This window comes from Micromonospora sp. NPDC005979 (assembly GCF_040614415.1).
Taxonomy (GTDB): Bacteria; Actinomycetota; Actinomycetes; order Mycobacteriales; family Micromonosporaceae; genus Micromonospora.
In genome coordinates this window covers 333,320-347,809 of the sequence record NZ_JBEXUR010000002.1, presented here as the reverse complement: position 1 = coordinate 347,809, position 14,490 = coordinate 333,320, and the positions used below count along the sequence as shown (strand labels likewise).

The 14,490-nt window shown below is 71.5% G+C and carries 10 protein-coding genes; 7 read left to right on the top strand and 3 right to left on the bottom strand.

All coding sequences use genetic code 11. From position 1 onward, the window contains the following. Nucleotides 1–17: 17 nt before the first annotated feature. On the bottom strand, nt 18–1,259 hold the full coding sequence (locus tag ABZ272_RS04820) for an MFS transporter (RefSeq protein WP_355048541.1): 1,242 nt from the start codon (nt 1,257–1,259) through the stop codon (nt 18–20). A 121-nt stretch (nt 1,260–1,380) separates the two neighbouring features. Here ABZ272_RS04820 and ABZ272_RS04815 point away from each other — a divergent pair, with 121 nt between their 5' ends. From ABZ272_RS04815 to ABZ272_RS04800, 4 genes are all read left to right on the top strand, one after another. Then, nucleotides 1,381–3,174, top strand: coding sequence for an HSP90 family protein (locus ABZ272_RS04815; RefSeq protein WP_355048785.1), 1,794 nt, complete (start codon nt 1,381–1,383; stop codon nt 3,172–3,174). After that, on the top strand, nt 3,171–6,038 hold the full coding sequence (locus ABZ272_RS04810; protein WP_355048540.1) for a hypothetical protein: 2,868 nt from the start codon (nt 3,171–3,173) through the stop codon (nt 6,036–6,038). The genes ABZ272_RS04815 and ABZ272_RS04810 overlap by 4 nt, the downstream gene beginning before the upstream one ends. Before the next feature lie 66 nt (nt 6,039–6,104). After that, complete coding sequence (locus ABZ272_RS04805; protein ID WP_355048539.1) at nt 6,105–6,704, top strand: TetR/AcrR family transcriptional regulator; 600 nt, start codon at nt 6,105–6,107, stop codon at nt 6,702–6,704. 72 nt (nt 6,705–6,776) lie between these two features. After that, on the top strand, nt 6,777–8,114 hold the full coding sequence (locus tag ABZ272_RS04800; RefSeq protein ID WP_355048538.1) for a biotin carboxylase N-terminal domain-containing protein: 1,338 nt from the start codon (nt 6,777–6,779) through the stop codon (nt 8,112–8,114). A 100-nt stretch (nt 8,115–8,214) separates the two neighbouring features. Here ABZ272_RS04800 and ABZ272_RS04795 read toward each other — a convergent pair whose 3' ends face one another. Further along, on the bottom strand, nt 8,215–9,000 hold the full coding sequence (locus tag ABZ272_RS04795; RefSeq protein WP_355048537.1) for a hypothetical protein: 786 nt from the start codon (nt 8,998–9,000) through the stop codon (nt 8,215–8,217). Nucleotides 9,001–9,884: 884 nt separating this feature from the next. Here ABZ272_RS04795 and ABZ272_RS04790 point away from each other — a divergent pair. Then, nucleotides 9,885–10,805 carry a hydroxymethylglutaryl-CoA lyase gene (locus ABZ272_RS04790; protein WP_355048536.1) on the top strand — a complete coding sequence of 307 codons (921 nt, stop codon included), beginning with the start codon at nt 9,885–9,887 and terminating at the stop codon, nt 10,803–10,805. A gap of 55 nt (nt 10,806–10,860) precedes the next feature. Here the strand turns inward: ABZ272_RS04790 and ABZ272_RS04785 are convergent, their stop codons facing one another. After that, nucleotides 10,861–11,433, bottom strand: coding sequence for a snapalysin family zinc-dependent metalloprotease (locus ABZ272_RS04785; RefSeq protein WP_355048535.1), 573 nt, complete (start codon nt 11,431–11,433; stop codon nt 10,861–10,863). Nucleotides 11,434–11,595: 162 nt separating this feature from the next. Between ABZ272_RS04785 and ABZ272_RS04780 the strand changes: the two genes are divergently transcribed. Beyond that, the gene (locus tag ABZ272_RS04780; protein ID WP_355048534.1) at nt 11,596–13,128 is read left to right on the top strand and encodes an acyl-CoA carboxylase subunit beta; all 1,533 of its coding nucleotides are present in this window, start codon (nt 11,596–11,598) and stop codon (nt 13,126–13,128) included. Nucleotides 13,129–13,243: 115 nt separating this feature from the next. Further along, nucleotides 13,244–14,392: an acyl-CoA dehydrogenase family protein gene (locus ABZ272_RS04775; RefSeq protein ID WP_355048533.1), complete on the top strand. Its 1,149-nt coding sequence runs from the start codon at nt 13,244–13,246 to the stop codon at nt 14,390–14,392. Nucleotides 14,393–14,490: the final 98 nt, after the last annotated feature.

Genomic DNA, 14,490 nt, shown 5'->3' with positions numbered 1-14,490 from the left:
GCCGCCCGCGGTGCGCGTCACCCGACAGACGCACGGGAGGGCGGAAAAGGTTGGACCGATTTTCCGGCCGGTCGCAGGATCCGCCACGCCACCACGGTCACCAGCGCGAAGACGCCCGCCGCCGCGCCCACCACCGGGACCGTCCCGTGGACGGCGGCGACCAGCCCGGCGAGTCCCGCGCCGACCGGCGCGGTGAGCAGACCGACCATCCGCTGGGCGGCGCCGACCCGGCCGAGCAGCCTCGACGGCACCTCCCGCTGACCGTACGACGCCCACAGGCTGTTCCACACCACCGTCCCGGCCGCGAAGACGGCAAGCGCGAACGCGCCCGGCACCGGATGCCGGGCCAGCGCGAAGCCGGTCAGCGCCACGGTCTGCGTGGCGAGAACCGCACCCAGCGCCGGTACGGTGCCGAGCCGGGCGGCGAGCCGGTTCGATCCCAGCGCCCCGGCCACCCCGCCGAGGATCACCGACGCGGCGAACAGCCCGTACCCGGCCGGCGGTACTCGCAGCACGTCCAGCGCGTAGAGCACCAGCACCGCCATGATGCCGGAGATCGCCAGGTTGCTCGCCGCGGCGAGCAGGGTGACCCGCCACATGGTCCGGTGCGCGCGCAGCCACCGCACTCCCTCGACGACGTCGCCCCACACGGACGCGCGCCCGGTCGCCGGCGTGACGGGTACGGCGACCGGAGAGGTGAGGGCGAGCACGAGCAGGGCGGCCACCGCGAAGGTGACGGCGTCGAGAGCGAACGGGAGGGCGGGAGCGGCGGCGAACAGGACACCGGCGGCGGGAGCGCCGAGGAAACCCCCGGCCACCGCCGCACCCGCCTGGAGGCGGCCGTTCGCCCGGGGCAGCGCGGCCGGCGGCACCAGGGCCGGGAGCATCGCGAAAGAGGCGGCGTCGAAGAGCGTTCCCAGCGCGGCGAGCAGGAACGCCGCCACCAGCAGGAGCCCGATGCCGGCCCGGTCGACGGCCACCGCCACGGCCACCGCCGCCACCACTGCGGCGCGTACCCCGTCGATGCCGGCCATCGTCCGGCGGCGGTCCCAGCGGTCCGCGTACACCCCGCCGAGCGGGCCGAAGAGCAGCGGCGGCACCTGCGCGGCCACGGTGACCGCGGCGATGACCCGGGGGTCGCGGGTCAGCGTGGCCGCGAGCAGCGCCAGCGCCGGCGTCCGCAACGCGTCCCCGAAGCGGGACGCCACGGCGGCGGACCAGAGCAGCCGGAAGTCCCGGCCCAGAACGGAGGAGGTCATGCCGCCGACCGTGCCGGTTCGACCGGGTCGAGGGTCAAGCCGCCGGGCGAAAGGGGGACGCGGGCCGCCGGTGATCTTGGGTACGGTGAGCGCCGGCATCGGGACCGGGGAGAGCACAGGCGTGGACCACACCTTCCAGGTCGACCTGCGTGGCGTGGTCGACCTGCTCAGCCATCACCTCTACGGCAGCCCTCGGGTCTACGTCCGGGAGCTGCTCCAGAACGCCGTGGACGCGATCACCGCCCGGCGTACCACCGAGCCGGACGCGCCGGCGCTGGTCCGGATCGAACCGCCGGAGATCACCGGGGACGGCACCCTCCGGGTGCACGACACCGGCGTGGGCCTGACCGAGGCGCAGGTACACGAGCTGCTGGCGACCATCGGCCGCAGCTCCAAGCGTGACGAGTTGGGCTTCTCCCGGCACGAGTTCCTCGGCCAGTTCGGCATCGGCCTGCTCTCCTGCTTCCTGGTGGCCGACGAGATCCAGGTGCTCACCCGCCACGGCGACAATCCGACCGTCCGCTGGACCGGGTACGCCGACGGCCGGTACGCGGTTACCGTCGCGCCGCCGGAGCAGGCCCGCGCCGAAGTGGGCACCACCGTGACGCTGGTGCCCCGACGTGATGCCGACCAGTGGTTCAGCACCCCGACCGTCGTCGACCTGGCGCGGCTCTTCGGCGCGTTGCTGCCGGTCACCGTCCGGGTCGGCGACGTGGTCACCACCGTCGGTGAGCCGCCCTGGCCGACGACGCCGGGCACGCCGGTCGATCGGGCGGCGCTGATCGCGTACGCCCGCGAGACGCTCGGGGTCGACCCGTTCGACGTGCTGCCGTTGAGTGTCCCCGAGGCCGGGCTGACCGGTGTCGCCGTCATCCTGCCGACCCCGGTGAACCCGGCGGCCCGTGCCGGGCACCGCGTCTACCTCAAGCGGATGCTGCTCACCGAGAACGCCGACGGCCTGCTGCCGGACTGGGCGTTCTTCGCGCACTGCGTCGTCGACGCGAGCGAGTTGCGTCCGACGGCCAGCCGCGAGGCCCTGTACGAGGACACCCTGCTGACCGCGACCCGGGAGGCGCTCGGCGACCAGGTACGCGGCTGGCTGGTCCGGCTGGCGCGACACGACCCGCACCGGTTGGCCCAGTTCCTCCAGGTGCACCACCTCGGCGTGAAGGCGCTGGCCCTGCACGACGACGACATGCTCCGGCTGGTCGACAGGTGGTGGCCGATGGACACCAACGTCGGCACGCTCACCCTCGCCGAGTTCCGGGAACGCCACGGGGTGGTCCGCTACGCGGCCAGCCTCGACGAGTTCCGCCAGCTCGCCGCGGTGGCCGCCGCACAGGACCTGGCCGTCGTCAACGCCGGTTACACGTACGACACCGAGCTGATCGAGCGACTGCCGGCGGTGGACCGTTCGGTGCTGATCGAACGGCTCGAGCCGAGTGACCTCACCACCCGGTTCGAGGCCCTCGACCCGTCCGTGGAACTGGCGCTGCGACCGTTCCTCACCGCCGCGCAGCGGGCCGTCGAGCGTTCCGGTTGCGAGGTGGTCATCCGGGCGTACGACCCGGTCTCGCTGCCCGCGCTCTACCTGGTCAGCCGGTCGGCGGCGTTCAACGACCAGCTCGCCGCCAGCCGCGACCGGGCCGACGAGCTGTGGGGTGGGGTGCTCGACGCGCTCGCCGCCACCGCCCCACCGGACCGCCCGCAACTGGTGCTCAACCACCGCAACCCGCTGGTACGGCGGGTCACGATGCTGGGCGACCCGGAGCTGGTCGGGCTCGCCGTCGAGGCGCTGTACGGGCAGGCGCTGCTGCTCGGGCACCATCCGATCCGCGCGGCCGACGCCGCGCTGCTGAACGATTCCTTCCTCGGCCTGCTCGGCCGGGCCGTGCCGGGACGGGAGCAGGAATGAGCGACGAGGACCTGTGGCGGGTGCTGGGTGGCATCGCCGACATGCCGTACGGGGCAGGGCAGATCGCCGCGTTGGAGCAGTTGCTGCGCCGGGTGGACGCCGCCGACGACCGGCACCTCGCCTTCGTCACCCGCATGCAGGCGACGACCGGGTACGTCTACGGGGGCGAGCCGGCGAAGTCGTTCGTGACGTTCTCCTGGTGCCTGTCCGAGTTCGACCGTGACCCGCAGCCCTACCACCAGCAGCACCTGCACCAGTTGCTGTGGCACTTCAAGTACATGGTGTCGGGTCTGCTGAAGTTCCCCGAGGTGCCACTGGACCGCACGTACGGCGTGCTCGACGACATGGAGCGGCGCTACCGGGCCGGCGGGCACAGTCTGCAGACCGTCCACAAGCACCGGTTCAGGGTCGCCGACCACGTGGGCGACGCCGAGGCTGCCGCGCACTGGTACCGGCTGTGGCAGACGACGCCCCGTGACGAACTGTCCGACTGCGCGGGTTGTGACCCGACGAGCCAGGTGGGCTACCTCGCCGACACCGGTCGGGACGCCGAGGCGGTGGCCCTCGCCGAGCCGGTGCTCGCCGGTCGGCTCACGTGCACCGAGCAGCCGCAGGCGATCCTCACGGCGCTTCTGCTGCCGTACCTGCGGACCGGTCGGGGTGAGTCGGCGCGCGACGCGCACCGGGAGGCGTACCGCAAACTGCGCGGCAGCCTCGCCGACCTGTGGGACATCGGCGACCACATCGAGTTCTGCACGCTCACCGGCAACGAGGCGCGGGCGGTCGAGCTGGTCGAACGGCACCTGGACTGGCTGGACCGACCGCCGTCGCCGGCCGCCGCCATGCACTTCGCGGCGACCGCCGCCGCCGCGCTGCGCCAGGCCGGCGTGGCCACCGTGTACCGCCGGGCCGCCGAGGGCCGGCCGGCGGCCGAGGTTCCGGCGTCGGCGCTGGCCGACGAGTTGGCCGACCGGGCGACCGAGCTGGCCGCCCGTTTCGACGTCCGCAACGGCACTACCCACCAGTCGCAGTGGATCGCCCGTCGGCTCGCCGTACGACCGAGCGGCGAGCACGTGCCGCTGTCCGCCAGCGTCCGTCGCCGTCCGGCCCGAACCGGTGGGGACGCGCCGGTCGGCGGGGCAGCGCCCGCGTCCGAACGGCCCGGCCGCGCACCGGTCGCGGTGTCCACCGTGGCTCTACCCGCCGACGCCGACGAGCTGCTGACCGTCGCCGAGGAGAGCTGGGGCCAGCACGACCGGGCCACCTTCCGGGCGGCGCTGGCCGCGTACGACGACCGGTTCGACGCCGCCGACCTTCCGCCGCGTACGGTCGCGCACCGACTGTCGCTGCGGGCGGCCGAGCGGGGCGACGAGGACGACGTCGAGGGTGCGGTCGAGCTGAACCGGGCGGCGTTGGACCTGTACCGCTCCGCGGGCGAGGAGCTGCCCGCCCAGGTGGTCGCGGGGCGGCTGGGTGTGCTGCTGACCCGCGCCGACGAGCACGCCGAGGAGGGGCTGACGCTGGTCCGGGAGGCCGCCGAGACCCTGGATCGGCTCGGCGACCCCCGGCAGCGCGCCGCCGGGTACGACCGGCTGGCGTTGGCGCTGCTGCACCGGCACCGGTGGGCGGATGCCCTGGCGGCCCTTTCCCGGATACCGGCCGACGCCGGTGGCGACGAGCACCTGGCGGCCCGGGTCGCGCTGCACCGGGCACATCTGCTGGAGCAGTCCGACCGCGTCGACGAGGCCCGTGCCGCCGCCGTCCAGGCCCGCCGGATGGCCCGTGAGCTGGGCGTCGACGAGCTGGTCACGGCCGCCTGCCTGGCCTGCGCCCGGACGGTCGACGATCCGGCGGAGGCGGTGGCCGCCTGCGACGAGGCGCTGCGGGTGGCACCGGCGGACGCGGAGCTGCCCGTCCGGGTCGCCCGCGCGCGGGCACTGCTCTCCGCCGGGCGGGCCGACGACGCGGTGGACGACTTCGTCGAGGCGGTGACGCTCTGCGTGGAGCGGGGCGCCGAGGGGGACGCGTTCCTGCGCTGGGAGCTGGCGAACGCGTACCGGGTGGTGGGTCGGCTCGCCGAGGCGGCCGAGGTCGCCGAGGAGGCCGTGCTCGGCCTGGACCGCCTGGGCGCCCAGGCGGAGGCCGACCGCTGCCGGCACCTGCTGGCCGGCGTGTACGGCGGGCTCGGCGAGATCGACCCCGCGTTGGCTCTGCTGGAGCAGTTGTCCGTCAACCTGGATGGCCCGGACAACCTGCCCATCCGGGCCCAGGTGCTGGAGGAGGCCGGCGGGATCCTGTACGACGCCGACCGGGACGCCGCGGCCGCCGAGCGGTTCGCCGCCGCCGCCACGGCGTACCGGCTCGCCGATCTGCCGCTGGACGAGCTGCGGGCCCGTCGCCGGGAGGCGTACGCCTGGTTCTGGTCCGACAACCTGCCGGAGGCGATCCGTGTCGTCGAACTGGCGGACGGGTTGGCGGCGGTGTTGGCCGGGCAGCCGGAGCCGCCGCCACCGGTGACGTACGAGCTGGCGATGACGGCCGAGACCGGCGCGCGGGTGCTGACCGGGGAGGGCCGGGCGGACGAGGCGCTGGAACGGCTCGCCGGGGTGCCCGACCGGCTGCGGTCGATCGAGGCCTTCGGTGAGGCCGCCCAGGTGGAGATCCTCGTCGGTGAGTTGCTGCTCCGACTGGACCGGCCGGTCGAGGCGGAGCCGCTGTTGCGTCGCGTACTCGGTGGGTTGCCGGCCGGATCGCGGCCGGTCCGCCAGACCGCGTGGTTGCTGGCCCGTGCGTTGGACCTGCTCGACCGGCCCGCCGAGGCAGCCGCCCTGCGACAGGAGCACGACCTCGACCCGGACGACTGACCGCTGCGGCGAACCGACCGGTATCCGTCGCCCCACCGTGTCCAGCTCGCGGTCTACGCTTGCCCGGTGACGGTGGAGCAGCAGGCACGGGGGGCGGCGGGTACGGGCCGGCGCCGGTCCCGCAAGGACGAGATCCTGGAGATCGCGGTCGGTCTGTTCGCCGCCCGCGGCTACCACGGCGTGTCGATGGACGACATCGGCGCGGCAGCCGGGGTGACGGGTCCGGCGCTCTATCACCACTTCGCCGGCAAGGAGGCGATGCTGGCCGCGGCGCTGATCCCGGTCAGCGAGGGGCTGCTGGCCGGCGGGCGGGAACGCGCCGCCGGGCACCCGGACGACCCGCGCGGCGTGCTGGAGTCCCTGATCGACTTCCACGTCGAGTTCGCGCTGGCCAACCCGGCCGTGATCGCGCTGCACCTGCACGAGCTGGACCGCCTGCCGGAGGAGCCGCGACGACGGATCCGCCGGCTGCAACGGATGTACGTCGAGGAGTGGGTGACGGTGCTCACGGCGTTGCACCCGGGCATGCCCGACGGCGAGGCTCGGGTGCTCGCGCACGCCGCGTTCGGCCTGATGAACTCGACTCCGTTCCTCGGCGGCGAGGTGGACCGGCGACGTCGGGCCGAGCTGTTGCGCGGAGCGACGCTGGCCGCGCTGCTCGCCTGAGCCCGACTCGTCAGAAGTACGCCGGTCATGATTCCCTGACATCGTCCCAACATCCGGACGCCGGGAGGAAACATGATCGAGTCACTGCTGGTCGCCAATCGGGGCGAGATCGCCCGCCGGGTCATCCGGACCGCCAAGCGGCTCGGCATCCGCGCGATCGCGGTGTACTCGGAGGCGGACGCCGACCTGCCGTTCGTCACCGAGGCGGACGAGGCGGTCCTCATCGGCCCGCCGAACCCGGCGCAGAGCTACCGCAACGTCGAGGCGATCCTCGCCGCCGCCAAGTCGACCGGCGCGCAGGCCATCCACCCCGGCTACGGCTTCCTGTCGGAGAACGCGGAGTTCGCTCGTACCGTCGAGGCCAGCGGGCTGATCTGGGTCGGACCCGGCGCGGACGCGATCAGCGCGATGGGCGACAAGATCAATGCTCGGAACCTGATGGCGGCGGCCGGCGTGCCGGTCGCGCCCGGCACCACCGATCCGGCCGCCGACCTGGACGCGGCCGTGACGGCCGCCGCCGAGATCGGCTACCCGGTGATGGTCAAGGCTGCCGCCGGTGGCGGCGGCATGGGCATGGGCGTGGCCGTCGACGAGGCCGCGTTGCGCACCGAGTACGACAAGGTGCGCGCCTTCGCCGAGCGGATGTTCGGTGACGGCTCGGTGCTGATCGAGCGGTACTTCCCCCGGGTGCGGCACGTCGAGGTGCAGATCCTCGGCCTGGCCGACGGTCGGGTGGTGGCGCTCGGCGAGCGGGAGTGCTCGGTGCAGCGACGCAACCAGAAGCTCGTCGAGGAATCCCCGTCGCCGGCGGTCTCGCCGGAGCTGCGGGCGCGCCTCCTGGCGGCGGCGGTGCGGGCGGGCGAGGCCGTGGGCTACCGCAACGCGGGGACCGTCGAGTGTTTGCTCGATCCTTCGACGAACGAGTTCTTCTTCCTCGAGATGAACACGCGCCTTCAGGTGGAACACCCGGTGACCGAGTACGTCTACGGGATCGACCTGGTCGAGGAGCAGTTGCGGGTGGCGTCCGGGCTGGCGCCGACGTTCGATCCGGACGCGCTCGCGCCGAGCGGGCACGCCATCGAGATGCGGATCAACGCCGAGGACCCGAAGCGTTTCCTGCCCGGCCCCGGTGTGATCCGGACCTGGGTGGAGCCGACCGGCGAGGGGGTCCGGGTGGATTCCGGCTACACCGGGGGCAACACAGTCACGCCGTTCTACGACAGCCTGCTGGCCAAGCTGATCGTCACCGGCACGACCCGCGACGAGGTCCTCGAACGCGCTCGCGACGCGGTGGCGGCGTTCCAGATCGAGGGCCCGAAGAACAACGTCCCCTTCTTCGCCGAGCTGCTGGGCAACGAGGAGTTCCGCTCCGGCGCCTACGACACCGGAATCGTCTCCCGCATGCGCTGACCGTTCCGCGCTCCTGCCTGTAGTTGATCAAGAGGTTTGCGTCGTCCGGGGCCGGAATTTTGACGCAAACCTCTTGATCGACGCCGCTGGCGAGGGCTTGTCAGCGGTACCTGGGTAGGTTGTCGGGGCTGTCGGTCCCGTGCCAGGGCTGGTCAGTCAGGCGGGGTCGCTCTCCTCGGCTCTGCCCGGGCAGGCCGGGACCGCCGGTGTCCAGCCTCGGTGCACGATGGTTGCCCGGTACCGGGCCGCCGGCCCGGAAGTGCCGGGCGTTGGGTGCCCCGGTGGACGGGCCACTCGACGGATCGCGTTGTCGAGGTAGATCGTTCGACGTGGTGTCGAGGCCGGCGGTGGCCCGCAGCTTGCTGACCTCCACCCTGAGGTCCAGACGTTCCTGCTCCAAGGCGGCGATCCTCTGGCGTAAGCGCTGCTCGACATCCTCGCCCGCCCCGTTCTCGTCTTGTTCGTCGTCCCGAACGCCGTTTGGCGGTTTTTCGCCGCGGGCTAGCTCGTACAACTCGGCGAACTGAGCCAACCGCTCCCGTCGGAACTCCGGTGGCAGCGCGTACTTCACCACGAGCATCACCGTCTGCCAGGGTGGGCCCTTGCTCTCGGCGGTGAAGTGCCGCGACAGCTTCTTGCGCAGGCGGAGTTGTTTCCTGCTGCGACTGGCGCGGTCAGGGTCGGTTCGGGGCGTGTGGACCAGGTCGGCCAGCTTCCGCCAGGTGTCGATCGGGCCGATCTCGGAACAGTTCGCCACGATCTCGCGGACCGCCAGTGCGTAGGTCGCGACGGCGGGGTTGTGATAGCGCTGCGCGTGTTGCGCTTCGAGCTTCGATCGTGAGACGAGTCGGTGTCTCCGGGTGTGTTCCTCTGCCTCGTTGTTCATGCCTCTCCTTTCGTCCCGGTGGTCTCGGAACTTGCAATGGACTGGTCATGCGGGTCCTTCCAAGAGCTCACATGACTCGGACCAGTATTTGTACCGCCTCCGATCAACAGCGCGGGTCTTGCGGGCTGTGTCGCCAGTCAGATTCTGGCCGGGTCGCTGGCCGGGGCGGAGCCCTTGTGTCGGAGGCGTTCCGGCTTGGTCCTTGTTGGACTTCCGCTGCTCCGTCGCTTTGGCCGGGGTGGCCGGTCGAGAACCCGGTCAGAAGATCGTTCGGTCCGTCGGATCGCGTCGTTGTCGTAGTCGATGGGAGACGACCCCATTGTTTGTTGATCGCGGGATCAGTCGTGGAAGTTCCACGGAATGACAATCCCGCGACAATTGTCAACTGACGCTGGAGAGGAAGGCAGATGAACGGTAATTCGGTTCGACCGCCGAACACGGGACGACGTATCGTCCGAACTCTGCGGAAGATGTCGCTCGGCGCCGATGGTGTTGCGGTGCTGACCCTGTGCGTGGGTCGGGAGGACGCCGCCGCGTGCGCCGGCGCCCTCTCGACCGCACTCCGATGCGCTGCGGAGCTCTTGGAAGGACCGTCGCAGCGCTGACCACCGGAGGCGTCCAGACGGTGGGGTCGAGCCGATGGCTGGCCCCGCCGTCCCGCCGGCACCAACGTAGCCACCCGACCGCCCGCAGTTCCATGCCGCCGCCGGTGATGGCATCCTTCTGGCCTGATTCATCCGCCGAAGGGTGGTCCGGTGGTGGCTGGACGGCCCACCTCGGCGGAGAGCCATCGCACACCGTGTCCGTACCGTCCTCGACACTGGCGGTTATCCGGGCCGATGTCGCTACCGTTGCCCCACCAGGGCAGACAGTGAGGTGACCCCATGGCGGAACTGCCAAACTCGGTGTCGATCCGTGAAGTCGGGCCGCGGGACGGGTTGCAGAACGAGGAGCCCATCCCCGCCGACGCCAAGGTGCGGCTGCTCGACGCGCTCTCCGCCACCGGCGTACGCCGGATCGAGGCGGTGTCGTTCGTGCATCCCAGGGCGATTCCGCAGATGGCCGACGCCGACGAGGTGTGGCGGCGGGCGGCGAAGGTCGACGGGGTGCGGTATTCGGCTCTGGTGCCGAACACCCGGGGCGCCCAGCGGGCCCTGGCGGCCGGCTTCACCGAGATCGAGGTGGTGGTGTCGGCCAGCGACACGCACAACCGCCGCAACGTCAACCGCTCGACCGACCAGTCGCTTGACGACATCGCCGAGCTGATCGACCTCCTGCACGGCGCGTCCGCGCGGGCCGAGGTGATCGTGGCGACCAGCTTCGGGTGCCCGTACGAGGGGGACGTCGACCCGGGCCGTGTCGCCGGCATCGTCGACCGGGTCGTCCGCGACGGCGCGGACCGGGTGGCTTTCGGCGACACGACCGGCATGGGCACGCCGCGTCGGGTCCGTGAGTTGCTGACCGCGGTACGCGACCGCAACGCGCATGTGCCGGTGCTGCTGCACTTCCACAACACCCGGGGTACGGCGCTGGCCAACCTTCTGACCGCGCTGGAGCTGGGCGTGACCGAGTTCGACGCGAGCGTCGGCGGTCTGGGTGGCTGCCCCTACGCGCCGGGTGCGAGTGGCAATCTGGCGACGGAGGAGGCGGTGCACATGCTGCACGACATGGGCATCGACACCGGCATCGACCTGGATGCCCTGATCGAGGTGGCCGAGTTGGCCGAGGAACTGCTCGGCAAGACGCTGCCGTCCGGGGTGCTGCGGGCCGGTCCACGTACGCGGCTGACGCCGATGCCGAGCTGAGGACACGCGGAAGGGGCCGGCGAGCTGCCGGCCCCTTCGTGGTACGCGGGTTCGGTCAGCCCACCGTGGTGAGGGCCGACGGCCAGCTGTCGCGGAAGATGTCCGCGCTGCGGTCGGTGCTGCGCTCGGTGGCGATGCGGGTACCGGCGAAGAGGTTGCTGACCCGGTTCGCCTCAGCGGTGCTCGGGTACGGGTTGGTGCAGCTCGTGCCGGCGCTGCCGCCGGACATCAGGATCGCGCAGTTGCCGTTGTAGTTGTCCGGCAGGCCGAGGATGTGACCGATCTCGTGGGTCATGATCCGCAGCGGGCTGTACTGCGCCGCCTGCTGCGTGTCGATGTAGACCCGGCCGTTGCCGAGGCTGGTCCGTACGGCGTACGAGCCGCCGCCGGTGATCTGGTAGATCCGCAGGTTGGAGCCGCAGTTCGCGGAGAGCGTCAGGTTGACGGTGGCGTTGTTCCAGATCGAGGCGGCCTGGTTGGCGGTGCCCGCGTAGGCGCCTGCCTGGCTGGTGTTGTAGCAGATGGTCATCGCGGCGGACGCGGGCGCGGGGTTGGCGACCGTGACGCCGAGCGTGGCGCCTGCCGTCGCGACCAACGCGACGGCGAGCCGACTGAGTCGTGAGGTCATCGCTGACTCCTATCCGGGAGGGGGTGACAGGAGCCTATCCACAGAGATTAATAGATTTCAATGTTTCGTTCGAAGGGGCGTCGGTGCGGCATGGGTCGCCGGAGGGTGCGTGGATGCGATAGCCTAACGATCGTTCAGGTCAGCACGGGCGAGGGAGTCGGCGTGACGCTCGACGGTGAGGCGCTGGAACAACTGCGCAAGCGGGCCCGGTCCGGCGGCGCGGACAAGTACCACGCGGCCAACGAGGCCAAGGGCAAGCTCTTCGCCCGCGAACGCGTCACGCTCCTCGTCGACGAGGGCTCCTTCGTCGAGGACGGCCTCTACGCCAACGCGCTCGCCGACGGCCTGCCGGCCGACGGCGTGGTCACCGGCACCGCCACGATCGACGGCCGACAGGTCTGCCTGATGGCCAACGACTCCACCGTGAAGGCCGGCAGTTGGGGCGCCCGTACCGTCGAGAAGATCATCCGGATCATCGAGCGGGCCTACGGGGCCGGCGTCCCGATGGTCTACCTGGTCGACTCGGCCGGCGCCCGGATCACCGACCAGGTCGACCTCTTCCCCGGTCGCCGTGGGGCCGGCAAGATCTTCTGGAACCAGGTCCGCGCCTCCGGCTCGATCCCGCAGGTCTGCGCGCTGTTCGGCCCGAGCGCCGCCGGAGGGGCGTACATCCCGGCGTTCTGCGACGTGGTGGCGATGGTCGACGGCAACGCCAGCATGTATCTCGGCTCCGACCGGATGGTCGAGATGGTCACCGGGGAGAAGACCACCCTGGAGGCGATGGGCGGGGCCAAGGTGCACACCGCCGAGTCCGGCGTCGGGCACTTCCTCTGCAAGACCGAGGCCGACGCGCTCGACGTGGTGAAGACCTACCTGTCGTACCTGCCGGCGAACTGGACCCAGGCGCCGCCGGCCGCGCCGGCGGTCGCCGCGTCCGCGAAGGTCGACCTGGCCGCGCTGGTGCCGGCCAGCGAGCGGCAGGCGTTCGACATGCGACGGTACGTCAAGGGCCTGCTCGACGAGGGTTCCTTCTTCGAGATCCAGGCGCTGTGGGCCAAGGAGTTGACGATCGGCTTCGGTCGCCTCGACGGCCAGGTCGTCGGCGTGGTCGGCAACAACTCGATGTTCAAGGGCGGCGTGCTCTTCGTCGACTCGGCCGACAAGGCCACCCGGTTCGTGCAGCTCTGCGACGCGTTCAACGTGCCCCTGCTCTTCCTCAGCGACGTTCCCGGATTCATGGTCGGCAGCGCGGTGGAGAAGCAGGGCATCATCCGGCACGGCGCCAAGATGATCACCGCGATCTCCGAGGCGACCGTGCCGAAGATCTGCGTGGTCGTCCGCAAGGCGTACGGCGCGGGCCTGTACGCGATGGCCGGCCCCGGCTTCGAGCCGGACGCGACGATCGCGCTGCCCAGCGCCAAGATCGCGGTGATGGGCGCCGAGGCCGCCGTGAACGCCGTCTACGCCAACAAGATCGCGGCGATCGAGGACGCGGACGAGCGGGCCGCCTTCGTGGCCGCCAAACGGGCCGAGTACGAGCAGGACATCGACGTCGTCCGGCTCGCCAGCGAGCTGGTGGTGGACGCCATCGTCGAGCCGCACGACCTACGCGACGAGCTGGTCCGCCGGTTCGCGGCGGCCCGCACCAAGGACCGCACCTTCTCCCGGCGACGGCACGGCGTCACCCCCGTCTGACCCGCAAGGAAGGGCCCCCGCTTAACGCCTGGTGTATAGGAGGGGGCCCCTCCTAACGCTTCAGCCGCTTCCGCGTCACGAGCGCCGGGCGGCCCGCCCCAGTAGGAGGATCGAGATGGACTTCCGGCTCACCGACGAACAAGCGGCGCTGCGGGAGAGCGTGCGGGACTTCGCCCGCGAGGTGGTCGCCCCGGTGATCGCCGAGCACTACGAGCGGCACACCTTCCCGTACGAGGTGATTCGGCAGATGGGCAAGATGGGCCTGTTCGGCCTGCCCTTCGACGAGGAGCACGGCGGGATGGGCGGCGACTACTTCGCGCTGTGCCTGGCCCTGGAGGAGTTGGCCCGGGTCGACTCCAGCGTGGCCATCACGTTGGAGGCGGCCGTCTCGCTCGGCGCGATGCCGATCTACCGCTTCGGCACCGAGGAGCAGAAGGCCACCTGGCTGCCCCGGCTGCTCAGCGGGGAGGCCCTGGCCGGCTTCGGCCTCACCGAGCCGGGCACCGGTTCCGACGCCGGCGGCACCCAGACGCGGGCCGTGCTGGACGGCGACGAGTGGGTGATCAACGGCGCGAAGGCGTTCATCACCAACTCGGGCACCGACATCACGGCCATGGTGACCGTCACGGCGGTGACCGGCACCAACCCGGACGGCTCCAAGGAGTTGTCGACGATCATCGTGCCCACCGGCACGCCCGGATTCACGGTGGCTCCGGGTTACTCCAAGGTCGGTTGGACCGCCTCGGACACCCACGAGCTGACCTTCGACGACTGCCGGGTGCCGGCGGCCAACCTGCTCGGTGCGCGCGGCCGGGGCTTCGCGCAGTTTCTGCGGATCCTCGACGAGGGCCGGATCGCCATCGCCGCGTTGGCTGTCGGTCTCGCCCAGGGCTGCGTCGACGAGTCCATCAGGTACGCCAAGGAGCGGCACGCCTTCGGCCGGCCGATCGGCGACAACCAGGCCGTCCAGTTCAAGATCGCGGACATGGAGCTGAAGGCGCACACCGCCCGCCTGGCCTACTACGACGCCGCCGCCCGGATGCTGGCCGGCGAGCCGTTCAAGCGGCAGGCCGCCATCGCGAAGCTGCACGCGAGCACGATCGCGGTGGACAACGCCCGGGAGGCCACCCAGATCCACGGCGGCTACGGATTCATGAACGAGTACCCGGTCGCCCGGTTCTGGCGGGACTCCAAGATCCTGGAGATCGGCGAGGGCACCAGCGAGGTGCAACGCATGATCATCGCCCGCGATCTGGGTCTCTGACCCCGCCGTAGGGCGCCGGCTACCGATCACCATCGATCAACCGGTCGGCTGTCGGATTATCGGCGACCGGACGTCGGCAGGACGACGTTCGACTGCCG

Coding starts and splice junctions, on each gene's coding strand:
- ABZ272_RS04775 (WP_355048533.1), top strand. CDS start 13,244: ATGGACTTCCGGCTCACCGACGAACAAGCGGCGCTGCGGGAGAGCGTG.
- ABZ272_RS04820 (WP_355048541.1), bottom strand. CDS start 1,259: ATGACCTCCTCCGTTCTGGGCCGGGACTTCCGGCTGCTCTGGTCCGCC.
- ABZ272_RS04785 (WP_355048535.1), bottom strand. CDS start 11,433: ATGACCTCACGACTCAGTCGGCTCGCCGTCGCGTTGGTCGCGACGGCA.
- ABZ272_RS04790 (WP_355048536.1), top strand. CDS start 9,885: ATGGCGGAACTGCCAAACTCGGTGTCGATCCGTGAAGTCGGGCCGCGG.
- ABZ272_RS04800 (WP_355048538.1), top strand. CDS start 6,777: ATGATCGAGTCACTGCTGGTCGCCAATCGGGGCGAGATCGCCCGCCGG.
- ABZ272_RS04810 (WP_355048540.1), top strand. CDS start 3,171: ATGAGCGACGAGGACCTGTGGCGGGTGCTGGGTGGCATCGCCGACATG.
- ABZ272_RS04795 (WP_355048537.1), bottom strand. CDS start 9,000: ATGAACAACGAGGCAGAGGAACACACCCGGAGACACCGACTCGTCTCA.